Consider the following 24,189-nt stretch of genomic DNA (forward strand, 5'->3'; position numbering starts at 1 on the left):
TGACCTTGATTGGCAGCAGTTGAATTACTAAAAATTTACAAAAGCTTTGATAAATCTGCGGTCTGCTAGAAATTTTCCAAACCTGCTCAAGAAGTATTGTAAGTATTTGTAAAGATAGTTGACTTAGAGGGTATCGCTTCTGCGCCGGAGTACATTGAGCAGCGTGATAAATGTTGGGGGAGGGGAGGCGATCGCTTCCACCTCATCCCCCCTTAGGGGATGCTGTAACTTTAGTTTCCACGCATGTAGCGCTTGACCGGGTAAGTTAACCCCAACAGAGTGTCCAGAACTATACACAGGATCGCCCACAATCGGATGCCCTATGTAGGCACTATGAACCCGAATTTGGTGAGTGCGTCCGGTTTCCAACTGAAAGTGGATCAGGGTGTAGTTGCCCAAGCGTTCTTGAACTTGCCAGTGAGTAATCGCTAGGCGTCCACCCTTTTCAATTGGCACCACAGCCATTTTTTTGCGGTCAACAAGATGCCGTCCAATAGGAACATCAATGGTGCCGCTTTCTGTATCGGGGGCACCGTAGACAATGGCAAGGTACTCACGGCGGGCAGTTTTGGCTTTGAGCTGGGCTTGTAGGTGTTGGTGGGCAAGGTCGGTTTTAGCGACAACCAGTGCGCCACTGGTATCTTTATCCAAACGGTGGACAATGCCGGGACGTTGCACGCCGCCGATCCCGGCGAGGTTCTGGCAATGGGCGAGAAGGGCATTGACGAGGGTGCCACTCTCATGACCCGGTGCGGGATGGACGACTAAGCCGGCGGGTTTGTTGATAATGATCAGGCAGTCGTCTTCGTAAAGAACATCGAGGGGGATATCTTCCGGTTGCAGGTCGAGGGGCTGGGCTTCGGGAATGCTAAGGGAGATGCGATCGCCTTTTTGGACGATTACTTTTTTGGAGGTGCAAATCTGTTCATTGATTTGCACGTTGCCTGTCTCAATCAGTTTTTGCAGGCGAGAACGAGAGATGTCAGACAGTTGTTGGGAAAGATAGCGGTCGAGGCGATCGCTACTGGTTTCGACTTGGAGCAGGATGGGGGAAATTGTCACAGGAGAAGGATGAAGGGTGAAGTATGAAGTATGAAGGGTGAAGTATGAAGTATGAAATAGGCGATTGGAGTAATGGCTAATCGTTGTCAATTTTTCTCTCCCCCGCTCCCTGGCTCCCCGGCTCCCCGGCTCTCCGGCTCCTCATCACCCCATCACCCGCCAGCACTTTTCAGGGTGCCAAAATATCGTGCATCTTGACGACATTGCCGATGACAGCGATCGCGGGGGCTTCAAACTGGGTGGCTTCTACTTGCGCGACGATAGTTTCTAAAGTGCCAATGAGTTCTTCTTGCTCCGGTCGCGTACCCCACCGAATCAGGGCAACGGGGGTTTGAAGACTTAATCCTGCACCCGTTAATGCTTCTACAATGTTGGGTAAATTGTGGACGCCCATGTAAATAACAATGGTTTCAGAACCCTGGGCGATCGCCTGCCAGTTCACTTCTGAACGGTACTTCCCTATCGATTCATGCCCGGTTACAAAGGTGACGGAAGAACTGTGGGTACGGTGAGTTAAAGGAATGCCAGCATAGGCAGGGGCGGCAATGCCGGAGGTGACGCCTGGGATGACTTCCACCGGAACACCCGCCTTAACTAAGTCTTCCATCTCTTCACCGCCACGACCGAAGACAAAGGGGTCGCCACCTTTTAGCCGCACTACAATGGCTGCCGTCTGTGCCTTTTCAATTAGGAGCTGCGTTGTCTCGTGCTGAAATTTGGAATGACGCCCCCGCCGCTTTCCCGCGTCGATTTTTTCGGCTAGGGGGTTAATCATTGCCAAGATCTGTGGGCTGACGAGGGCATCGTAAATTACGACATCAGCACACTCTAATAATCCTTTTCCCTTGAGCGTCAGCAAGCCAGGGTCTCCTGGCCCTGCCCCTACTAGGTAAACCTTACCTAAACAGGCTTGCTGAAAATTTGGTTCGATAGTCTGGGTCATTGCTTGTCTGCTCGAAGGAATGCTGCTTTTAGAGTTAGCCTGTCAGTCGCTCAAACTTCTGTTAAGTCCACAACCAAATTGGCAAGTTCCATACTGGCACCAATGGGTTCGTGAAGACTTAGCTGCAGGTGGGGAAACTGGGCTTGCAGTTCGGCAACTGTTTGGGCGATGGCATCAGTAATTCCCCCCGCAAAGAGGAAGTAGGGCAAAATCGCAATTCTTTGCTGACCTGCCTCGGCTAAGGCAGTAATTTGCTCCTCTAGGCTCGGTGATACCGACCAGTACGCCGCTACTCCCCCCAAATATTCAGCGACGGCTTCTACGGGGGTATTACTTCCCGGACGGCGACTACCGTGGGACAACAAAACGAGCGCTGCCGATGCTTCTAGATTGATTTGATTAGCCAGTAGCGGCTTTAAACCGGGATGAGCGCCCAAGTGCGGTCGTAAGTTCAGTTTGATGGCATTGCCTAGTTGCTCTTGCGCTGTAGCTACTTCTGCCGGAATGTCTTCCATCACATGCACCCCAGGCAGCAGAAACAAGGGCAACAACTGCAAGCGACTGCACCCGGAGGTGAGGGCTTGGGAGCCAAATTCACAAATTTGCTGGTGTAACGGTAATGGCGCTAATTCTAAAGCGGCTGTTCCCACCAGAGGGTGCCAGCTACTACTTACCAGTACGACGCGATCGCCTTTTTGTTTTTGTAAAGCATTGCTTTCCTGAGAGGAGCTGACTTCACGATAATTTGGCGTCCAGAGCGCGTCCTCAGTTCCTAGTTGAGTACGTACCAGATCGGCTAGGTTGTCCATCGCCGCTTGGGGACGGGAATCGCGGCTCCCGTGAGAAATCAACAGATGAGCAGATAACAAAGGCAATGGTATGTTTTCTTACAAAACTTTGCTGTGTGAATAATTGTATCCTTTCTCGCTCGTGGGTTTTGTATCAAGTGTTTCTTTTAGGAAAATTTTGATAGTTTAATGCGGCTTTTTACGGGACTTTCTCAGGTGACAAGAGGCGATCGCTCAGAATGTTTCATCTTGCACGAATTTGCGGCTTTTTTAGCTGTAATTTCTGTAAAACCTGAAAACGGCTTTTCCTTTTCTTGCCAATCCCAATTATTCAGCTACCACAACTAAGTTTTAAGATAGGTACGCTTAAATAAAGCCAGCACAGGTGTAAGGTGAGCATTTCTAAGAAATAACTTTTGTCTAGTATTTCCAGCGCGATCACGAATAATACTCACCAGACATTTAATTAGCTCCGGCTACTTAAAACTCCATAAAAAAATGTAGCCAGGGATAAAACCTCCCTAGCTACTGCACTTAAAGGGCTATTACTCAACCCTTAAAAACTTATGTCTACCGTTGCGCGGGATTGGCAACATACTTAAAGTTTTCGTCCGAGTTCCAAGGGCCGCGCTCATCCTGACCGTTGGTAGATAAGTTGTAGTAAATATCTACCGTCTCGTCTGGCTGAACATTACCGAAGAAAGGATCGGTAAGTTTACCCATCGAATCCAGGGCTTTCATAAACATCTTTGTGTGGGAAATTTCCCGTGTCAGCAGATGCACCAGAGTTTCCTTAGTTCCGGCGTCAGGTGCCATTTTGACCAATGATTCATAGGTTTGACGTGCGCCCGCCTCAGCAGCAAGATTGGCTCGCAAGTCTCGAACAACGTCGCCCCCTTCATTTAAGTAAGCCGCTGTCCAAGCCACGCCTTGACTATCTAGAAAGTGTGGCCCCATACCGCGCACAGCAAATAGACTACTCTTAAAGGCTTCAGTTTGATCGACATTTTTAGTGTGAGATTCGATGAGTTTACCAACCATTTCCAAGTGGCTAAACTCTTCAATGGCGATATCCTGAAGCATGTCTTTGATACCAGCGTCTTCTACATGAAAAGACTGCACCCAGTATTGCAATGCGGCAGAAAGTTCGCCTGTAGCTCCCCCAAACTGTTCTAATAGTAGTTGAGCAAAACGTGGATTAGGCTCGTCAATCTTAACATCTTTAGCGATGAGTTCTTTTTTATGAAAAAACACGATTTACTTCCTACTTTTGAGATGATTTCTTTAAAGAAAAACCTAGAATTTGCGATTCTGAGTAAACAACAAATTTTTTGTATCTGTCGTCATATTTTCTGGTCACAGATTTAACAGTAAAGCACATATTTTCTGTTATCCTGCCTCTTAAGGCAGGCTTTGAGGTAAAAATTCCTCTATCGAAAGGCAAAGATGGGGAAAAAGGATAAAGGATGAAGTATGAAGTATGAAATTATGAGGGGTAAGAGGTAAGAGGTTAGGGGTTATCGCCTCTCCTCATTTCCCGTTCGGACTTCGCGGCTCGACGCTTCGAGAAGCCGTTCGGCTGACGCTCACGGCGGAAGCCTCAGCGACCACTGAGCTTCGCCGAACGTCTGAGCGCGGTTCCTGAGCACTTCGACCCTTCGGCAAACTCAGGGCAACGCAAGCGTTCGACTGAGCGCTCACGCCGAAGTCTCAGTGTTCCACCTGCCGAAGGGCAGTCGAACGCTGAGTTCACGTTGAAGCCTGTTCCCCATCACCTCATCTCCCACTCAGGACTCAGCACTCAGCACTCAGGACTTAAACACCCCCACACTGTTCCAGTTTGGCGGCTAAAGTGCCAGCGTGTCGCCACCATTGGTAGCCGCCTACCCAGCGGCGGGAGGGGAGATGTCCGACAGGGGAGGAATTGATGAAGTTGAAGGCGGAGTCGAGGTCAGGTGGGTTGTGGGTGGGCCAACCGATGCGATCGCAAAAACTGGGATAATCATCACCAACATCTCGATAAATCGCACTTTGTACGCTAAAGCCAAAGTGTCCGTTACTGTACTTCAGCCACAATTGGTCAATTGTCTGCAAATCTTCACAAGGTAATTTGTTGATGTCGCTGTTGTAGAGATATTGTCCCGGTAATTTGTTGACACTCTGACAGAGGATATTCCAGGTTTCGCTATCGGCGTCTTTCCATTTCCGTTTTGCCAGGAATTCTTGCAGCTTTGTGTAGTTAATGCCGTCTTTGGACGTTATCTGGGTATGGGTAGCAGACTGAAGGCGGGTTTTGGCAGTCAGTAAAGTGATGTTGTGTGGAGAAATAAGCTGAGTTTTGGCAGAATGCGGAAGCAGGGTTTTGGTAGCAGGTGGCTTTGTCTGCATCGCCTGCAAAACTTCGGCTGCACTTTGGAAGCGTTGACTAATTTTTCCTTGAAGTAATCGATTGAGAATTTGACTGAGGCGATCGCTAACAGGATTTTCTGGTAGTACAAAGTCACGCCACGCCCAGCCGTCCTCCACAATATCGAACATATCCAGGGGAGGAATGCCTGTGAGGAGGTGAATACAGGTGACGCCCAAGCTGTAGAGGTCGCTGGTAGGATGGGCTTTGCCTCTCGTTTGCTCCGGTGCCATATATTCTGGGCTACCAATGATTGTCCCTGTCTGGAGCAGTTGGGTGTGGGAAAAGAGTTTGGCGATGCCGAAGTCGATGAGAACGGGTAAGCGATCGCTTTGGCGGTGAATGATATTAGCGGGTTTGATATCGCGGTGGATAACCTGACGTTCGTGGATAAATTGTAGGACGGGTAGGAGGTTTTGCAGCAGCGACCAGATTTGGGCTTCCGTGTAAGAGCCTTGTTGCTGCAACTTGTTACCCAGGGTTAAGCCCTCAATTAATTCCTGTACGAGATAAAGCTGTCGGTCGTGTTCAAAGTGAGCGAGTAGTGTGGGAATTTGAGGATGTCTGCCCAACTGGTCTAAGCGCATTGCTTCCTGGCGAAACAAGGCGACGGCTTTGTTAAAAGTAGCGCGATCGCTAGAAGAAAAACAGAGTTGCTTGATCACACACTGGGGTCGAGAGGGAATATGTCCGTCAACTGCCAGAAACGTCTTGCCAAACCCCCCTTGACCAATCGGCTGCATCGGGCGATAGCGGTCTTTGAGTACCAACTGGACACCACAGTAGCGGCAAAACTGCTCTGTATCCAAGTTGCGAGGATTCGTACACCCAAGACCCACACAGTAGCTCATACTCCAGTCACCGCATCTGCAGCCCTCTTGTATTATTCTTTCCCAGTATTCCCGGTGTAGAGGCAAAGATGCTGCGAATTTAGGGAAAATTTACCGAGATTGGCGTTTGCTTTACAATTTTTCGGCTTGATAGGTGTAGAACTGTTGGAATGCGCCCACTGACTCAAATTGATAGGCAGGCAAAAAAGGCCCGACATTTAAATCGGTTTGATAGACGCTGAAGAGAAGGTAGTTCTGCCGCTGTGTCGTCTCGGAAATTATCTGCCGAATTTGAGGACGTCCCGTATCTACTAGGGAGACACATTGACGCTGGAGAAAGTTTTCAAAAGTATTCGGGATGTTCTGGGTACAGACTTCTTCCTTTAAATAGGTGGTTAACTGCTCAACAGCGTACTCCTCGTAGTTTTCTTGACCTGGATTGGTCAATGCCATAGCTCCTCCCACTCCAATTAGAGCTGTTCCGGCGATCGCTGCAACCACTTGTAAACCATTCATGCTGCTTCTTTGTTGAGATTTTAGGTATAGTTACACCCACCCCGGCTAAATTTCCGGTGAACTGAGTGAAAAACTAGATCAATGAACACACCAAATGTTATATTGAAAAATACAATGGCGAGCGTAGCCAAGTGGTTAAGGCAGTGGATTGTGATTCCACCACTCGCGGGTTCAAGTCCCGTCGTTCGCCCTCATTGTTCCGAACTTATAGATAAGAGGATGTAGCAAAGCAAGCTGCATCCTTTTTTTTGCCATCCTCAGATGCTAACGTCTCAGATCCCCAACTCCTTAGAGAAGCCGGGGATATTGACTTTACGAATCATTTAGAACCGCTATATATAGCCTCTCATTTAGTGAATTAGTATGAAGAATTGACTAAAAATAAATTTCCTAAAGTTTTATAAATACATAAAAAATTCCCCTCTTTTAGTAGAAAAATTTACCAAGAAAGGGGTAAGTAATAAATTTTGGTATGTTGACTATTTGACAGTGTAGGCATCAACGTCAACTGCATCAGCACTATACCCTTCAGCATCAGAAGCAACAGCTCCAGCATCCCGTGCCTTTAGACGCTGCGAGAGCATTTGAGAAATTTCTGAAATCAGCAGTGTCAAAATAACGCCGTCATCAATCCACCCGATTACGGGGATGAAATCCGGGGCAATATCAATTGGGCTAAAAAGATAAGCTAAAGACCCTAGAATTAACCACCAGCGATATTTGGGGTTACGGATGGTGCTGCGATACCAGTTATAAAGTGATTGGATTGAAAAATTATTCATTAGCAAACCATTTAGTTAGTTACTTTTATGCTTTTATATTGACAAACTTTGCTGATGAATTCTGGTGCGGATAACCCCCCTACTTTTGTCGAGTTTGCTAAAGGGGGCAGAGAAGGCATCCCAGTAGTTCAGCTCCCCGACTTCTCTCATAAGTAGGAGATATCGCCTTCAGTATGGGAGCGATCGCATTAGTAAGATAAACATCATTCGCGATCCCAAACTACCCGCGTTAGCCTTCGCTCAGCCTGATAGAGTACAATCCCTCGGTAATCAAGTCACATCCTGAAGAAAAACCTCCGTAAAATCGCGGGGCTTTTCCTGAATTGACAAATCCATCAGGAAAAATGATGTCAGTTCTACAGAGACTGATGCCGTCATGAACCCCATGCCTAAAGGCAGGGGCTTGTAGACTCCCCGACATTTTGAGCGGGATACAAGCCACAACATGACCAGCCTAAGACCTTCGAGGTCTACGTTTTCACGCGTCATGATACCTACAAATGCGTCGCTAGTTTGTAGCTCTATCGTTGGTTGTTAAACATCTGTAGTGGGTTAAGGAAGTGCAGCCAACCCAACAAGCCTGGAAAACATTGGCGAAGCGAACGTTACGAGCAATTAGAGGAGACGCAACAATGTCTAACTTTGTCTTTGTAGTGAGCTGGTTCGATTTGACCTGCAATTGATGCAAAACCCTGAAATCTCAGGTGTGGAGTATCAGCAGGGGGAACTTCAAGGCTACGAGGTTCGAGAGTATTTACTCGAAAAGTGGAACAGAAAATGTGCTTACTGCGGGGCGGAAAACCTACCGCTGGAAATCGAACATATTCAACCACGCTCTAGGGGCGGTTCTGACCGAGTTTCTAATCTGGCACTTGCTTGCCATCCCTGTAATCAAGCCAAAGGAAATCAGGAGGTTCGAGAGTTTTTGGCAGACAAGCCTGACTTGTTGAGCCGCCTTCTCAAGCAGGCGAAATCCTCGCTCAAAGATGCGGCGGCGGTCAACTCGACCCGATGGGCGTTGTTCAACGCACTGAAGGAAACCGGACTGCCTGTTGCTATAGGAACGGGGGGACAAACCAAGTTCAATCGCCTTCGACTCAAGCTGCCTAAAGCTCACTGGATTGATGCGGCGTGTGTGGGTCATGCGGTCACTGAGCCGCTTGCCCTGAGCAGTTCGGCAAGCTCTCTGTATCACCTTGCCGAAGGGTACCGAAGTGTCGATTCGCTCGAAGTGTTGACCTCAAAACCGTTGCTGATTGCGGCAAAAGGGCATGGAACCCGCCAGATGTGCGGCACTGATAAGTATGGGTTTCCCACTCGGCATCGCTCACGGATGCAGATTCATAAAGGCTTTCAGACTGGAGACCTTGTTGCAGCAACAGTTACAACAGGTAAGAAAATCGGCTTCTATGTGGGGCGGGTTCTTTGCCGCGCTTCTGGCAATTTTGATATTGCCACTTCATCGGGAAGAGTGGCTGGTATTAGCCACAAATATTGCCAAGCAATTCACAAAAAGGATGGTTACTCCTATGGATTCTGATTCAAGGCGACTGAAGTCACTGCCGCTTTCCTCCCCATGTCTAAAGCTAGGGGCTTCTCGCTCGTTTTCTGGTGACTGTGCTTGGCAAGGGGCAGCTTATCTCTAAAATTGGAATGGCTGTCAGTTTTTTTCGGTATGGGGAATGTACGGAGGTACGAGTAAACCGTGAATATTTTACAAATCTTTGAAAGAGGCGGCGTGGCGATGTGGCCACTGCTAGTCTTATCAATCTTGGCACTCGGTACAATCATTGAGCGCATCTGGTTTTGGGCAAGCACTTTAACTAAGGAACGGCAGGTTGTTAACCGTGTCTTGGAGGCAACAGAACGCGATTGGGGCATGGCTGCTGAAATTGCCCAATCAGCGAGAAGACAGCCGATTGGGCGGTTTTTATATACACCTTTACGACTCGCTAACCCCGAGCCGGAAGTGTTTCGTCTGGCGTTGGAATCCGCAGCGGATGAAGAATTAGCAGGAATGCGACGGGGAGACAAGCTGTTAGAAGCTGTGATTGCTTTGGCACCCTTATTAGGGTTGCTCGGTACTGTTTTGGGATTGATTGAGTCCTTGGGTTCGATTCGGATTAGCGACCTTGGTACAGCGTCCACGGCAGGTGTAACCTTGGGAATTGGGGAAGCCCTGATTAGTACAGCGACGGGATTAATTGTGGCGATCGCGAGTCTCGCGTTTTACCGATTGTTTCAAGCGCTGTGGTACAACCAGGTGAAAGTTTTTCGGAAAGCGGGAAGCCTGTTAGAGCTGCGCTACCGAGAAGATTGGCCCCACGCCGATCTCACACCCAGACCTGTGAGTACAAATCCTGAGATTTCTGGTATTTCCGAAGTTCGGGAAAGCTAAAACTCAAGGCAGTACTATAGCGCTAGCCTTCTTGTGTAAGATGACCGCACCGCCCCAGGATTGATGTCTTTATGAAGAGTAAATCTCCTTCCGCTCCTTCTCCCCTTCCTCCACGCCCGCTGCGGCTTCAGATGGATCACCAGTCTGAAGAGGTTCGGATCGAACTGGTTCCTTTGATTGATGTCATTTTCTGTATCCTGACGTTTTTCATTCTGGCAGCAGTAGGACTGTCTCGCCAGCAGGCAATCAGTGTGGATTTGCCGAAAGCGGGTACAGGAACCTCGCAAATGCGGGAGCTTTTGATTGTTAGCCTGGATGATTTTGGGCAAATTTTTGTAGAACAACAGCCTGTAACGACAAGAGAGCAGTTTGAGCAGGCTTTGCAGAACTATCGCCGGATTAATCCTGATGGAATGATGGTGCTGTACGCCTCCAGGAACGCCAGTTACAACGAAGTTGTGCAGGTGTTGGATATCCTGCGGGAAGTAGGAGGCGATCGCGTCGGACTGGCAACCTTACCGGGTTCTGAGACCGCACCCCAACCAGCTCCCGGTGGAGTGCCTCCAGTTCCTGGGTCTGCTGATTTGACGCCGTATCCGAACTATACGCCCTTTGACCCGGCGCAACCACCATTTCCCGTCGCGCCCTTTGATCCCACCCAGCCTCAAATTCCGGCTGCACCAGGGCAACAGCTACCGGGACAACCGGGAATTATCCCTGGCAGTCCTCTGCCACCAGGGTCACCAGGAATTAGCCCAAATATCGCCCCTCTTCCTGCTCCTGGCGGTACTGCCACTCCTAGTACTAACTCGCCTTCTGGTGGAACCAACTCCACACCATAAAGCAGCGCAGGCTCTAGTCAATCAGGCAAATTTCTGTCGATTTATAGATGAAGTAAAAGGCTTTTTAAGCTTAGCGTTATGAGTAGATTGCCAAATCTTTTACAAATTTACAGAAATATAAGAAAGGAGCCTTAAAATTATGGACTTTGTTGGTATTCTCATTAGTTGGCTAGTAACAGCGGTAAGTTTGTTGCTGATCTCTCGGCTACCGATCGGGATTGAAATTGATAGCACCCAAAAGGGGTTAGCTGCCGCCGCAGTTCTAGGAGGTCTCAACGCCCTTATTCTGCCGTTACTTCGGATCGTGTTTGCCATTCCCAATCTTCTTACCTTGGGGTTGCTCTCTGGTGTCTTCGCATTTGTAATGAATGTGATTGTCTTTTCCTTGGCAGCGAAGTTGGTGGATGGCTTCCGATTACCCCTGGGGATTTGGAGCGCTGTTATCGGTGCGGTGGCACTAGCTATTGCTAGTAACCTAGTTGGCGGCTTATTAGTATAAGGCGGGTTGACTTAAGACAATAAAACCTAATTATTTAGCAAGAGCGGTTTACTCATAAGCCGCTCTTTTAGTATTAAGTTGAGTCACTCCTTCCTGATGGAAAGAGGGTAATTTTTAGGGGCACAAAATCTTAATTAACGGTGATTATCGCTCTTCCATCACTCTCGGATAAATTGACGAGTTTGCGAGGATACAGCCAACGGAAAATTAAGGTTTTACCCCAGACTGACAGAAGAGGGTTACAGCAGTCGCTACATAGGTTATGACATTCCTGATTTTCTAAAAGCAAGTGCTGGTTGAATTTGACTCAGGACTCAGGACTCAGGACTCAGAACTTTACTAGAGTTCGGTGTTAAGCCGGAACTTGAACTTTTTGACTACCCGCCAAACCGAAAGCCTCGTGAATGACTTTTAAAGCGGTGACGCCATGTTCTTTGGCTACAACACAACTAATTTTGATTTCCGAGGTAGTAATCATTTGAATGTTGATTTGATGTTTTGCTAGGGCTTCAAACATTTGGGCAGCGACTCCCGGATGTCCAATCATGCCCGCGCCAACGATACTGACCTTGGCAATTTCTGAATCCACTAGGATTTCACCACACTCTAAGTTGGGGGCTGCCTCTTGTAGCACCATCTTGGCTTCTTCAGCGTCAGCTTGTGCCAGGGTAAAGGCGATATCGCGGGTGGGAATGCCATTGATGATGCGACAGCGCTGTGACTGAATAATCATATCGACGCTGATGTTGTGCTTTGCCAGCAGTCCGAAGAGTTTAGCTGATAGACCAGGGCGATCGGGTACGTGGCGAATGGCGAGGCGGGCTTGGTTGAGGTCGAGGGCGACTCCTCGGACAGGGACTTGGGGAGTGGGGGCTGGAGAAGAGGAAACTTCCCGAGAAACTGGGGAAGAGTCGATTTGAAAGACTTGGCAAAGGGCAGAAATAGCGCGATCGCAATCATCCAGATCCACTACACAACTGACTTTCACTTCCGAGGTAGAAATCATCTGAATGTTGACTCCAGCCTCAGCCAGGGTGGTGAACATCTGCGCCGCTATTCCCGGACGTCCAATCATTCCCGCGCCTGCGACGCTAACTTTGGCAATTTGCCGATCGACCATTACCTCGGCTTCTTCTAGGGAACTAGGGCTGGTACGTAGGGCGGGAGCAATCGCGCTAGCCACCGCCTCGGCACGATTGAGAACATCTTTAGTGACAGTAAAGGCAATATCGTTGGTGTTGGTTTCGTGAATTGACTGAATAATTAAGTCAATATCCAAACTCTGACGGGCAATCTCACCAAACAGTCGTGCGGCTACACCAGGGCGGTCTGGCACCCGCAAGAGCGCCACTTTTGCTTGATCGCTATCAAATTCCACCGCATCCACGGCGTGAGCAATTTCTAATCCTTCTAGCGATCGCGGTTGCGGCATCGGGGAGACAACTTTGGTGCCGGGATCGTCTGTCCAACTCGACAGCACCACCAACAGCACCCCATAGTTTCGGGCAATCTCCACCGCCCTTGGGTGCAGCACCTTTGCCCCTAAGCTGGCAAGTTCTAGCATTTCATCGCAGGTGATCTCATCCATTAACTGGGCATCTGGTACCAGTCGCGGATCGGCGGTGAGAATGCCGGGGACATCGGTGTAGATTTCGCAGCGATTTGCTCTCAAAGAGGCGGCGAGGGCGACGGCTGAAGTATCCGATCCTCCACGTCCTAAGGTCGTAATTTCTAAATCCGTGGGGCTGCTGATTCCTTGGAACCCCGCAACAACTACGACTTCCCCGTTGTTGAGGTGGCGTTCAATGCGCTCTGTTTTAATTTCTAAAATCCGGGCGCGGCTATGTTCGGCTTCTGTGACAATACCTACCTGAGCGCCTGTTAATGAGATGGCAGGTTGTCCATGCTCCTGCAATGCCATACTCAATAGGGCAATCGTAACTTGTTCGCCCGTGGATAGCAGCATGTCCATTTCCCGGCGGCTGGGACGAGTAGCGATCGCATTTGCTAACTTTACCAGTCCATCTGTAGTTTTTCCCATCGCGGAAACCACAACCACCACAGAGTTTCCAGCCTTCACCGTCTTCATCACCCGCTGGGCAACGGCTTGAATGCGTTCTACCGATCCAACGGACGTACCACCGTATTTCTGGACTACTAGCGCCATAATTTCTATCTCACCACGATTCTTGTACTAAGGCTGGATTACCCCATTCACATCAATGCGATCGGCATCGCTGCTTAATACCAAATACCAATCAAACTATTAACTTATCAGAATCGATTCTGTTAAAACTGACTGATCTTATATTCTTTTGGTTGCTTATTAGCCCCTGTATCTGCCTGTAGAGGGGTTAAGTACAGATTTCTGACATTCTCAGGAAATCTAGCCAGTTTAATTTTGAAATGTATTCAGTAGTAGAGGTTAGGCGGCTAAAGCTCAGTACGATTGGTTGATCGTTACCGCCGCCGCGTTGTAGCTTTGCTAAGCTTGCCAGAATACATAGATGGCGAGGGTAACCAACAATCCCCGGAAGGCAAAACTCACCACTTTATCTGGCAATCTTGGCAGAAAGCGGGTACTGATTTGGGCACCTAAAAACCCACCTGCACCCAGCAGCAGTCCTTGTGTAAACAAGACATTACCTTCAATAGCATGTCCCACAGTGGCAGAGATTGAGGTAATCACAATAATGCCTAAACTAGTCTGAATTGCTGTTTTTAGCGATTCTCCTAGCAGTAAAATTTGCATCGGCACTAAAATTACGCCTCCCCCCACACCAAATAAACCCGCTAGCAATCCGGCAGCACTCCCCGTGCCAATCCTGGCAACAATGGGATTTAGCGGTAGGTTTAACTCGGAACTGGGGGATGAGAGAGAATTTGCTGTAACGCCTGAATCACTAGGAGATTGAAGTGCTTCTTTGTCTTTCAGTCGTTTACGCAGCCCCACCAGGTAAACGTTTAATAGCAGCAACAGCCCAAAGGCAATCTTTAATGTAGAGGCGGCAATTTGTGCCGTGAGAAAGGCACCCACTTGAGCAGTGATTAACGCTGGAAATCCAATACCAATTACTTGCTTAAAATTGATGTAACCCATCCGCCAGTTTTGAAGGCTACCAGAAATAGCTGTAATCACAATCGATAAATTGCTGGTAGCAACAGATTGAGTGTAGTCATACCCCAATGCTAGTAATAACGGCACCAGTACCGTACCACCGCCGATCCCTAAAAATCCTGCCAGAATCCCAGCAAATAAACCCGCACCAGCAAAAATTAATAAGTTAGTCATTCCTCTTTAGAACCTATCTAAGAAGTTTCATTGTTCTGTCTGGCCTTTGTGCTTAAGAACTTCTCAAATCTACAATTGTGTTTTAAACTTTCAGTTTTAAATGATAGGAAAAATATTATTTCTCTGCATTTTTTCGTTTTTATGATTCGTTTAGAAATTCCACAATAAGATTGCTATAAATTCTTAGTCAGAACAAACCCGACTAGTGCGAGTTTATCTAAGCTGATTGATAACTTCATTTTCTTGTCCCGCTACCCAGCTAGCAAAATGCTTGGCAAGAGGGGGAACGAAAACGAGCGGGTTGGTAAAGCCAGAGAAACTATAGGCTCCTTGAACACCATTAAGCGCTCCCACAACCGGAAGATTGTTGCTACTAAACGCCACTAAGCAATCATGCCAAATTCCAGGTAGTGCCTCTAGTGCGGGTAAGACTTTCCCGATGTGGGAACGAATTGCCGCTTCGCTTGCTACAGCATCGACTTGAGCCTCAGGATCGGTCAGAACGCGGCTCCACTGACCGATTCGCAAACTTCCATCTAGAAACTGGAGCGCCCCGACATCCAAAATCGGTGGAGCAGGTTCATTACCCGGTTCATCCCACAATGGCTCCACCGCCTCTGTGCTTGCTTTCGCTTCTAAGGCAAAACGCTTCGTAGTAGCTGGCATCACCATCGTCTGCAACTGAAGGTCAACAGGCGGCGTTTCAATCATTTCCGCATGGGTGAAGTAGAGGGAAAACTTGATACCTGCTTCTTGGAGGAGCCTGCGGCTAAGTCCCCCAGCACAAATGACGGTATTAGCCGCGTGATAGGTCTGTTCGGATGTTTTCACACCCAGAAGGCGATCGCCCGCTCGTACTAGTTCCACAACCTGAGCTATCTGAGGCTCCCCCCCATCTCGTTGCATGGCTTTTAGATAAGCCTGATTGGTTTTGTCGGGGTGAATATGACCGTGTCGAACACTTAGTGCTCCGGAAATTGCTGCGGGGTTCAGTAAGGGTTCTAGTTTGCACGCCTCTTCAACACTTAAGAGTTGGGGTGAAATGGCAAACTTAGCGTAGTCAGCCGCAATTTTTTCTGGATTTTCTTCAGTAGCAACGGTGAGCAATAAATCCAGTTCTCGGAATTGAGTATCAGCCTCTAATTCTGCCGATAAGGTTTGGTGGCGTGCTCTTCCTTCCTCACACAACCGACGAGTTAAGTCTGATGTTCCCGACCAATAGGCTAGTCCTCCGTAGCTGTAGCGCGTCGCCCCTTGCAGGGGAGCATTTTTTTCTAATAGAAGTACGCTAAAACCTTGTTGGACAAGTTCATAACTCAGCGCCGCTCCCGTAATCCCACCACCCACCACAATCCAGTCGTAAGTTTTCATCACATCAATACTAAAGAAGCTTACAGTTAGCAATTTAAGATTATGTTGCTGCAAAAATTAATGATAATTGGCAGAAACTAGGATTTATGCTACTATTAATTTAATCTTTTAAACATCACTTTATAATGAGATGTTGTGCAAAAATAAAATAGACAAAGACACTTCATTATAATGTTGTTAGAAACAATTATAAGATAAATAGCAACAAAAAGTTCAACTAATTAGTTTCTATAAAACGTCACTTTTATACGGGTTTTTCAATCAATCTTTTTTCAGGATATTATTGCAACCCTTTGAGCGCTAACAAAGCTGTACCATACGCCGCCTCAGTATGTACCGACTGCAACGTCTCTACTCCCAGATGATGCCGCCGGATGGCTGTCCATGTCGTATTTTTCGCCCCACCCCCAGCGGTGTAAACGCGATTTAACGGCGTCGCCCCCAACTGCTGCAATAACTGATAGCCCCGTGCTTCAATTCGGGCAATACTTTCGAGCAAGCCGTGGAGAAATTCCACAGGATTATCTGGGCGAGGTTCAAGGCGTGGAGGTAGGTTTGGGTCATTTATTGGGAAGCGATCGCCTTTTCCCAACAAGGGATAATAATCCAGTCGGCTCTCTTTTTGTACATCAATTTGGTTACTGAGACGTTCTAACTCAGCATCCGTAAAAAAGTGCCGCAACACCGCACCACCTGTATTAGATGCACCACCCACTAACCACAAATCGCCTAAGCGGTGAGAGTAAATTCCAAATTCTGGATCATCAACGCGAGTTTGACTTAAAAGTTTTAATACCAGAGTAGAACCGAGAGAAGTCACAGCTTCCCCTGGTGTTTTCGCCCCACTCGCCATAAAGGCAGCAATACTATCAGTAGTGCCAGTACAAACTATGCAATCTTGTGGCAGTCTAAAGCGATCGCTTATTTCCTTTGTCACCTCACCTACTGGCGTTCCCGGTGGCAGAACTTGCGGGAGTAATGGACTAAATGCTTGCTGTTGCAACCAGTCAGGATAGCGCAGGTTTTCGACATCGTATCCCAGCTTTAAGGCATTGTGGTAATCGCTAATGCCTAAACGTCCGTGTAAGAGAAAGGATAACCAATCAGCCTGATGTAAAAAGTAACCGATCCTCTTTTCCCCGCTTTTGTAGGGGAGGTGAGGAGATATCTCTTGCCACCACAGCAGTTTGGCAAGGCTGGAAGTGGCGCTAATAACCGGATGATTAGGAGGAGCAATGGCTTTTACCTGGTCTAAGACAGCTTCTCCTCGCGCATCGTTGTAGAGAATCGGCTCATCTAACGGTTTGCCTGCATCGTCGCATAACAGAACAGTAGAGGAAGTTCCGTTGATCGCGATCGCTTTAATTTCTCTCAATTCTCCAGGAATTTTTTCCAGGAGGGAAAATAATGCCTTCTCCCATGCAACGGCTGTAGGAGTACGGCGTACCGCCTGTTTACCTGAAACCGCCTCAAAGGAACACTGCGCTTCAACTTGGCTAGTACCATCCGCATCAATTACCACAGCGCGTGCGCCAGAGGTACCAAAGTCAATTCCGAGGTAAAGGGACATAGGAATGCTTTAACTGTTTTTATAGTGAAATAGTAGCCACTCCCTTGGGAAATTTAACAATGGAACAGCCGCCAAACAGCTAGCCGTCAAGCGGTGGGAGTCGAATATTGACCCAAACGAGCTGGCTTAAGGTGTGTCAGTGAGCAATGAGCCTAATGCGCTCTTCTGCGTAAATGCGATCGCGTCGGTTATTCTTAGCACTAATCCGCTATTTATGAGCTACAAAAGGACGAAAATCACCTGACGTTTTAGCTTTTAACCGACTTCTTCATCTTTCCTAGCAGCTTACGGCGAATCTTATTCTTATAAACATTCAGCAAACTATAGGAATCCTCTAACGCCAACACCGTATCTGCCGTTATACCTGTATAGCCGCGATCGCTCTGCAAAAACTGCCGCCGACAAAAATTCATTGGTTTAGCGTAGGCTTTGGTCGTTAATAGCCTTGGTTTTGGCCCGCACCAGTGAATAACTGTGGCTTCTTCTCCCTGAACAATAGGGCCAGATTCCTTGACTGGGAAACGCTTTTCTAAATCGTTCCACTCAAAATCTGGAACAATTAGTTGCATATCTTCATGACCCAAACGAATTTTGCCTGCGTCTAAAGCACGAAAGAGCATAAAGTTCAAAAATCCCATTTCTCCATATTTAAAGATGCCTGGATTTTTTTCTGTGAAATCCAGAATCTCTATATATTCCTCTAAACTAAAAATTCCTCGCGTTGCAAAAAATGTCCCCGTGCAGAAATACTTATCCCGATGCGATCGCCAATTAAAATCAGGAAAGTGTTTTTCAATTCCAGCAATATCAAAGAAAAATTCTGTTACAGCTTCATCTGAGTAGCTATAACAAGGTTGATCGATAACTACATTAAAGTCCTTGAAATTGGCAAACCTCAGGATATTACCCCAGACATTGGTATCGGCATCAAGCACTAAAAAGTGTTTCCATGGGCTTTCCCAAAAGGCAATCATTTTGGTTTTGCCCCAGCCAAAACTACGTTCTCTGAGAATTTTACTCTCGACATTGTTATGGTTGATGACGCGAACTCCGTAGGCTTTTTTTAATCCCTCAGTAGAAAAAGTCCCATCGACAATCAAGCAAATGGGCACGTCTCCGAGAAAATACCGAATACTGGCACAGCAGCCTTTCGCAAATAAGTAATCCTGATAACAACACGCAACAATGATGCCAAAATCTTCCATAATTACTTGCCACTTGGGCCCAAAGAGGTAAAAGTTGGGAATTTTTAGTCTATGCAGACTAGAGTAACTTAAGCTAATATACCTAGAGATAGATATAAGAACTGTAGTTTATTGTTTCCAAGGGTCGTAGCTATTGTTCAATTTCTTTGAGGAGAATGAGACAGACTACTTCTAATAAGGTGGTTTAAGCTTGTTATAACTGATAATTAATTCACTGTTGGTGTGGTAGTAAAAGGTGGACCTTTGGACGCATGAACCGCGATCGCATAGCAGCATTATTAACCTGTCATAACCGCAGGCAAAATACACTAGATAGTTTAACCGCACTTTTCAATCAGGAACTGAATGACGAGGCGACGCTGGATGTTTACCTAGTAGATGATGGCAGCACTGATGGGACAGCCGAAGCGGTGCATCAGGCTTATCCCCAAGTCAAGATTCTTCCAGGAGATGGCAGCCTTTTTTGGAATGGAGGGATGAGGCAAGCATTTGCGGCGGCGATGCAGCAGGACTACGGTTACTACCTCTGGCTCAATGACGACACAATCCTTTATCCCAAAGCCGTTAGCAATCTTTTCACAGCTCTCCATAAGGTAGCAGAACAAGGAGAAGAACGAGCAATTATCGCTGGGTCTACCCGTGACGCTAGCACAGGTCAATTAACCTATGGCGGCGTAGTCCAGCGCAGTTGGTGGCGACCAACCAAGTTTGACTTGGTAGAACCGGGCGAACAACCCAAACGCTGCGACACCATTAACGGCAACTTTGTCTTAATTCCCCGTAACGTTGTACAAGTTGTTGGCAATCTCGATCCTGTTTTCACCCACTACGCAGGGGATTGGGACTATGGTCTACGTGCCAAGAAACAAGGTTGTAGCGTCTGGATTGCGCCGGGATATGTCGGCACCTGCTCCCAGAATTATCAACCGGGTAAAGAAACATCAGCACACATAAATCCTAGTGAAGGGTTTAAAAAAATTACTCAACCCAAAGGTTTCGCCATCAAAGACCAAACGCTTCACCCTTTGGGAGAATGGAAAGTTTTTGCCCAAAGACATGGTGGTTTTTTATGGCCAATTTATTGGTTAATTCCCTATCGGAGATTGCTGCGAATTTCCCTCTTTGGGCAACTACAAAGAGAATAAAGTAATCAGAAAATTACTATTATTGATCGGCTGCAAATGATTTGTGATGTAGAGGGGACTGAAGGTAAACACAATGGATGAAGAGCTTCGTGTAGCTTGGTTGGTTCCCTCTGTAGAATTAGGAGCATACTGGCAACCTGTTCTAGCAGAATTTACTAAAGTCTTTAAAAATACAATCTTTTATACGGGTTTAGTTTGGCCAGGGTTTGATCTCCAAGTCCCCGGTGCAGATGTAATCAAACTCGTTGGGGAAATGAAATCCCTAGAAATCACAAAGACGGAAGGATATAGTCGTCGAGTGATGCTGGTATCTCCTGGCATCATCAATAAGTTGTTGCAGTTTAAGCCGCAGATTGTTTTGGCTCAGGCTTACTCACTCTGGACGTTGCTGGCAGTATTGTTGAAACCGTGGGGCAAGTGGCGGTTGATTATCATTTATGACGGTAGTTCCCCAAATTCTGATTTCCGCGATTCATCCTTGCGTTCAGCGTTTCGACGCTTTATGTCGAGCCATGCAGAGGCGTTTGTTGCTAACAGTTACGCGGCAAAAGATTATCTGATTGGAGCGGTAGGAGCAAAGCCAGAAACGGTCTTTACGAGAACGTACTTAGTGCCGGATGCTAAAGCTTTGCAACAAAGCTATGAAGAAAGCGCGATCGCCAGTTTAGAATTACAACGCCCGATATTTCTATATGTAGGGCGAATAACTCCTCGAAAAGGCCTGCAACCGCTGCTAGAAGCTTGTTCGCTTCTACAAGCTCAAGGATATCGCAACTACACCCTCCTCGTGATCGGAACAGGAGAACAACGCCAGGAGCTTGAAGCTTTCATCAGGGATCGCGAGCTAGAAAACCAAGTTCAGTGGTTAGGCTGGGTCGAGTACGGACGTTTGGGTGCTTATTTTCAACAGGCAGACGTTTTCGTCTTTCCCACATTTGAGGATATTTGGGGCATGGTAGCGCTAGAAGCGATGGTTTTTGGCAAGCCTGTGCTGTGTTCTCAATGGGCAGGAGCGGCGGAAATGATTGTTGAAGGCGAAAATGGTTATATTTTTGACCCCTATGATGCTGATAAGTTAGCAACTGTTATGCGTCGTTTTCTAGACAATCCTGATTTAATCACCTCAATGGGTGATAAGTCACAGCAGCTAGTTTCCCAAACAAATCCCGCCTCTGCAGCTCAAGCTTTTGTCGAAGTAATTTCGTTTACTTTGAACAAAAAATAAGTTCTCTTGGATTTTTTTTCAACCCATCACTTTTTCGGAGGAAATGTGAGCACTGTCATCATCACTGGTTCAGCAGGTCTAATTGGTTCTGAAGCCACAACTTTTTTTGCTCAACAAGGCTTTGATGTCGTTGGCATTGACAATGACATGCGTCGGGTGTTTTTTGGCGAAGAGGCTTCTACAGCCTGGAACCGACAACGCCTTGAGCAGACGGTCGGCTCGAATTACGTGCATGTGGAGGCAGATATTCGAGATGTTGATGCCATCACTAAAGTTTTTGATCGGTATCGTACAGATATTGCCTTAATTATTCATACAGCCGCTCAACCCTCTCACGATTGGGCAGCCCGAGATCCGGTGATGGATTTTACGGTGAATGCTAACGGGACATTGAATTTATTAGAAGCCACACGTCGTTATGCTCCCGAAGCGGCGTTTATTTTTACCTCTACAAACAAAGTGTATGGCGATACACCTAATCGCTTACCCCTGGTGGAATTAGAATCTCGCTGGGAAATTGAGCCAACTCATACCTACAACCCTGGTATTCGTGAAGATTTGAGCATTGACCAAACACTGCACAGTTTGTTTGGTGCTTCTAAGGTAGCCGCTGATGTCCTGGTGCAAGAATATGGGCGTTATTTTGGGTTGCGTACTGCCTGCTTTCGAGGTGGCTGTCTGACCGGGCCCAACCACTCTGGAACCAAATTACATGGATTTCTGGCTTATCTAATTAAGTGTGCGGTCATAGGCACGCCTTACACGGTGTATGGCTATAAAGGAAAGCAAGTTCGGGATAATATCCATAGCCAAGACTTAATTCATGCTTTTTATGAATTTTTTAAAGCTCCAAGAGTTGGAGAAGTCTATAACATGGGCGGTGGTCGCTACAGCAACTGCTCAATGCTAGAAGCGATCGCTATCTGCCAAGAGATAATTGGCAAAGAAATGCATTGGACTTATTCTGAACAAAATCGCATTGGAGACCATATCTGGTGGGTTAGTGATAATGGCAAATTTGCCAACCACTATCCCAATTGGAAGTTGGAATATAACGTGGCAGAGATTTTACAAGAAATCTACAACTTCAACCATGAGCGCTGGCAAAAAGAGGCACTTTCATGATTAATTCAGGTAAGCAATGTATGGCTGGCGTTCGGTCTCGGCAATCAGAAATACTAATCGATGCTGGAAAGCATAACGTGATCGGGATTCAGGTTGATGCCCTTGATTATCAATCAGCCGTCAACAAAATCATTACTGCGGCTCATCAGCACCAAGCGATGTCTGTTTCTGCGTTAGCCGTTCATGGAGTGATGACAGGCGTTCTTGATAAAACTCATCGCTATCGTCTCAATCACTTCGATTTAGTTTGCCCAGACGGACAACCTGTACGCTGGGCACTAAATTTACTGTATAAGACGCGGCTGAGGGATCGTGTCTGTGGCCCTGCCTTGATGCTGCAAGTGTGCGAGCGAGCCGCTCAAGAGGGATTGCCCATTTACTTGTACGGTAGTCGGACGGAGGTATTAGAGGCGCTGTGTAAAAATTTGCGATCTCTCTTTCCGCAATTAATTATTGCTGGCTCTCAACCATCACGCTTTCGACAAGTTACGGAATCAGAAAAAGAGGAAATTGCCTCAGTTATTCGTAACAGTGGGGCAGCGATTACCTTTGTTGGTTTAGGTTGTCCCCGGCAAGAAGTGTGGGCTTACGAATATCGTGACACACTATCCATGCCCGCGATCGCGGTTGGTGCGGCGTTTGATTTCCATGCAGGTAACGTACCCCGTGCTCCTGAATTTATGGCGCGAAGTGGTACCGAATGGATTTACCGCCTGCTACATGAGCCTAAACGCCTATGGAGACGATATATTCTCCTCAATCCGCTCTACATTTTGCTATTCATCTTGCAATGGTTACGATTGACCAACTTTGATCCAACCAAAGCCACTCCTCCTAACCAGGACATGCGTTATGGCTAAGATCCCAGGTTGTGGACACAAATCCTCCTTAAAAACTAAAATCCTTTGACTAAACTCGCCTCTAGGGCGAATCTCTAACAGTCAATTGTTTTTAGTGCTAAAGAGAAAACTATTAGCCCTTAGCTAGTTTGTGTGTCAAGCCCAAAATGATTCTGCACAATTTCTAAGATTCGCTCGGCAGACCGACCATCTCCAAAGGGATTAATCGCGTTTGCCATCGCTTTATAAGCGCCTGTGTCGCTCAGTAACTGACTAGCGGCGGCTGTAATTTCCGTGGGACTCGTTCCTACTAATTTTGCCGTTCCCGCGTCAACGGCTTCGGGTCGTTCGGTCGTTTCCCGCAGGACTAATACGGGCTTTCCTAAACTCGGTGCTTCTTCCTGCAATCCCCCGGAATCGCTCAGCAATAGGTAACAACGCTGAATTGCTCCTACTAGTTCGGCATAATCTAACGGCTCAGTCAAAAAGACTCTGGGATGGTCGCCTAAAGCCGCTTGTAGAGGTTCGCGGACTGTGGGATTGCGATGTAAGGGGAGGAGTAAAGCTGTATCGGGAAATTTATCTAAGATTTGTAGAAAGCCTTGAGCGATACCTTGCAGAGGTTCACCCCAGTTCTCGCGTCGATGCACGGTGGCGAGGATGACGCGATACTGCTCCCAATCCAATCCGGGGATATTACACGGAGGCTGACGTTCTGCCACAGTTAACAAAGCGTCAATCACAGTATTGCCAGTCAGGTGAATTTTGCCAACGACTCCTGAGCGCTTGAGATTTTCGACAGCTAAGGTGGTCGGTGCAAAGTGTAGCTGTGCGAGTTGGGAAATCAGACGGCGATTTGCTTCTTCTGGATAGGGATTGTATAACTCGTCGGTGCGTAAACCTGCTTCTACATGACCAACTGGAATTTGCTGGTAAAACGCGGCTAGGGTAGCGGCAAAGGCTGTGGTTGTGTCTCCCTGAACGATCACTAAGCGAGGCTGAATTTGCTTAAATACTGTTTCTAATCCTTGCAAACTACGACAGGTGATGTCGGTCAAGGTTTGCTTTTGCTGCATGATTTCTAAATCCCGATCGGCAGTCAAGGCAAAGATCTGCATGACTTGCTCAACCATCTCCCGATGCTGACCCGTTAGTATGACTTGGGTGTCGAAAAGGGGCGATCGCTGAAATTTTTGAATAACGGGTGCCAACTTAATCGCTTCGGGACGGGTTCCCAAGATAATGCACGCTGATAGCGGCGATCGCGTCATAAAGATTTATTCGGAGTGTAGTTAATTAAATACTCCATCAACTTTACCAATCCTCTGCTCATTGTTGTGAAAAGTTGGG

21 protein-coding genes, 1 tRNA gene and 1 pseudogene are annotated in these 24,189 nt (G+C 47.3%); 9 read left to right on the forward strand and 14 right to left on the reverse strand.

All coding sequences use genetic code 11. The features are described 5' to 3' along the window. Positions 1-123: 123 nt before the first annotated feature. The 6 genes from AC5JR3_RS15785 to AC5JR3_RS15810 form a co-directional block, all read right to left on the reverse strand. A complete protein-coding gene (locus AC5JR3_RS15785) occupies positions 124-1,056 on the reverse strand; it encodes an RluA family pseudouridine synthase (protein WP_495847605.1) in 933 nt (310 codons plus the stop codon). Between the two features lie 175 nt (positions 1,057-1,231). Beyond that, the gene (cobA, locus tag AC5JR3_RS15790; RefSeq protein ID WP_495847497.1) at positions 1,232-2,005 is read right to left on the reverse strand and encodes a uroporphyrinogen-III C-methyltransferase; all 774 of its coding nucleotides are present in this window, start codon (positions 2,003-2,005) and stop codon (positions 1,232-1,234) included. A gap of 50 nt (positions 2,006-2,055) precedes the next feature. Further along, positions 2,056-2,880 carry a sirohydrochlorin chelatase gene (locus tag AC5JR3_RS15795; RefSeq protein ID WP_495847498.1) on the reverse strand — a complete coding sequence of 275 codons (825 nt, stop codon included), beginning with the start codon at positions 2,878-2,880 and terminating at the stop codon, positions 2,056-2,058. 483 nt (positions 2,881-3,363) lie between these two features. After that, positions 3,364-4,047, reverse strand: coding sequence for a manganese catalase family protein (locus AC5JR3_RS15800; RefSeq protein ID WP_495847499.1), 684 nt, complete (start codon positions 4,045-4,047; stop codon positions 3,364-3,366). Positions 4,048-4,608: 561 nt separating this feature from the next. After that, positions 4,609-6,051, reverse strand: coding sequence for a protein kinase domain-containing protein (locus tag AC5JR3_RS15805; RefSeq protein WP_495847500.1), 1,443 nt, complete (start codon positions 6,049-6,051; stop codon positions 4,609-4,611). Positions 6,052-6,162: 111 nt separating this feature from the next. Next, positions 6,163-6,546, reverse strand: a complete 384-nt coding sequence (locus AC5JR3_RS15810; RefSeq protein WP_495847501.1) for a DUF4359 domain-containing protein — start codon at positions 6,544-6,546, stop codon at positions 6,163-6,165. A 117-nt stretch (positions 6,547-6,663) separates the two neighbouring features. On the opposite strand from AC5JR3_RS15810, the gene AC5JR3_RS15815 reads away from it, so the two are divergent. Beyond that, positions 6,664-6,736, forward strand: a tRNA-His gene (locus AC5JR3_RS15815). Between the two features lie 289 nt (positions 6,737-7,025). Here AC5JR3_RS15815 and AC5JR3_RS15820 read toward each other — a convergent pair. Together AC5JR3_RS15820 and AC5JR3_RS15825 are read right to left on the reverse strand one after the other, a co-directional pair. Next, entirely contained in the window at positions 7,026-7,328 is a 303-nt protein-coding gene (locus tag AC5JR3_RS15820) for a YkvA family protein (protein WP_495847502.1), read from the reverse strand. A gap of 270 nt (positions 7,329-7,598) precedes the next feature. Beyond that, positions 7,599-7,817 carry a hypothetical protein gene (locus AC5JR3_RS15825; RefSeq protein WP_495847503.1) on the reverse strand — a complete coding sequence of 73 codons (219 nt, stop codon included), beginning with the start codon at positions 7,815-7,817 and terminating at the stop codon, positions 7,599-7,601. Between the two features lie 166 nt (positions 7,818-7,983). Here AC5JR3_RS15825 and iscB point away from each other — a divergent pair. From iscB to AC5JR3_RS15845, 4 genes and pseudogenes are all read left to right on the forward strand, one after another. Further along, positions 7,984-8,868, forward strand: a pseudogene (iscB, locus tag AC5JR3_RS15830) (RNA-guided endonuclease IscB); the annotation flags it as partial. A 165-nt stretch (positions 8,869-9,033) separates the two neighbouring features. Further along, positions 9,034-9,726, forward strand: a complete 693-nt coding sequence (locus tag AC5JR3_RS15835; RefSeq protein ID WP_495847504.1) for a MotA/TolQ/ExbB proton channel family protein — start codon at positions 9,034-9,036, stop codon at positions 9,724-9,726. Positions 9,727-9,797: 71 nt separating this feature from the next. Continuing rightward, a complete protein-coding gene (locus AC5JR3_RS15840) occupies positions 9,798-10,568 on the forward strand; it encodes an ExbD/TolR family protein (protein ID WP_495847505.1) in 771 nt (256 codons plus the stop codon). A gap of 139 nt (positions 10,569-10,707) precedes the next feature. Beyond that, positions 10,708-11,067, forward strand: a complete 360-nt coding sequence (locus AC5JR3_RS15845) for a phage holin family protein (protein WP_495847506.1) — start codon at positions 10,708-10,710, stop codon at positions 11,065-11,067. 352 nt (positions 11,068-11,419) lie between these two features. Here the strand turns inward: AC5JR3_RS15845 and AC5JR3_RS15850 are convergent, their stop codons facing one another. The 5 genes from AC5JR3_RS15850 to AC5JR3_RS15870 all read right to left on the reverse strand — a co-directional run bounded on the left by AC5JR3_RS15850 (position 11,420) and on the right by AC5JR3_RS15870 (position 18,505). Further along, positions 11,420-13,234, reverse strand: a complete 1,815-nt coding sequence (locus AC5JR3_RS15850) for an aspartate kinase (protein ID WP_495847507.1) — start codon at positions 13,232-13,234, stop codon at positions 11,420-11,422. Between the two features lie 318 nt (positions 13,235-13,552). Beyond that, positions 13,553-14,359 (reverse strand): sulfite exporter TauE/SafE family protein, encoded by an 807-nt coding sequence (locus AC5JR3_RS15855; protein WP_495847508.1) that lies wholly within the window; start codon positions 14,357-14,359, stop codon positions 13,553-13,555. A gap of 213 nt (positions 14,360-14,572) precedes the next feature. Further along, the gene (locus AC5JR3_RS15860) at positions 14,573-15,730 is read right to left on the reverse strand and encodes an NAD(P)/FAD-dependent oxidoreductase (RefSeq protein ID WP_495847509.1); all 1,158 of its coding nucleotides are present in this window, start codon (positions 15,728-15,730) and stop codon (positions 14,573-14,575) included. Positions 15,731-16,010: 280 nt separating this feature from the next. Continuing rightward, complete coding sequence (locus tag AC5JR3_RS15865) at positions 16,011-17,300, reverse strand: FGGY-family carbohydrate kinase (RefSeq protein WP_495847510.1); 1,290 nt, start codon at positions 17,298-17,300, stop codon at positions 16,011-16,013. Between the two features lie 248 nt (positions 17,301-17,548). Continuing rightward, complete coding sequence (locus tag AC5JR3_RS15870) at positions 17,549-18,505, reverse strand: hypothetical protein (RefSeq protein WP_495847511.1); 957 nt, start codon at positions 18,503-18,505, stop codon at positions 17,549-17,551. 251 nt (positions 18,506-18,756) lie between these two features. Between AC5JR3_RS15870 and AC5JR3_RS15875 the strand changes: the two genes are divergently transcribed. The 4 genes from AC5JR3_RS15875 to AC5JR3_RS15890 all read left to right on the forward strand — a co-directional run bounded on the left by AC5JR3_RS15875 (position 18,757) and on the right by AC5JR3_RS15890 (position 22,860). After that, the gene (locus tag AC5JR3_RS15875; protein WP_495847512.1) at positions 18,757-19,650 is read left to right on the forward strand and encodes a glycosyltransferase family 2 protein; all 894 of its coding nucleotides are present in this window, start codon (positions 18,757-18,759) and stop codon (positions 19,648-19,650) included. Between the two features lie 73 nt (positions 19,651-19,723). After that, positions 19,724-20,875: a glycosyltransferase family 4 protein gene (locus AC5JR3_RS15880; protein ID WP_495847513.1), complete on the forward strand. Its 1,152-nt coding sequence runs from the start codon at positions 19,724-19,726 to the stop codon at positions 20,873-20,875. Between the two features lie 45 nt (positions 20,876-20,920). Beyond that, positions 20,921-22,000 carry an NAD-dependent epimerase/dehydratase family protein gene (locus AC5JR3_RS15885; RefSeq protein WP_495847514.1) on the forward strand — a complete coding sequence of 360 codons (1,080 nt, stop codon included), beginning with the start codon at positions 20,921-20,923 and terminating at the stop codon, positions 21,998-22,000. After that, complete coding sequence (locus AC5JR3_RS15890) at positions 21,997-22,860, forward strand: WecB/TagA/CpsF family glycosyltransferase (protein ID WP_495847515.1); 864 nt, start codon at positions 21,997-21,999, stop codon at positions 22,858-22,860. The genes AC5JR3_RS15885 and AC5JR3_RS15890 overlap by 4 nt, the downstream gene beginning before the upstream one ends. Before the next feature lie 119 nt (positions 22,861-22,979). On the opposite strand, the gene wecB is transcribed toward AC5JR3_RS15890, so the two are convergent. Continuing rightward, positions 22,980-24,110 carry a non-hydrolyzing UDP-N-acetylglucosamine 2-epimerase gene (wecB, locus tag AC5JR3_RS15895; RefSeq protein ID WP_495847516.1) on the reverse strand — a complete coding sequence of 377 codons (1,131 nt, stop codon included), beginning with the start codon at positions 24,108-24,110 and terminating at the stop codon, positions 22,980-22,982. Between the last annotated feature and the right edge of the window lie 79 nt (positions 24,111-24,189).

Source organism: Kastovskya adunca (genome assembly GCF_059505785.1).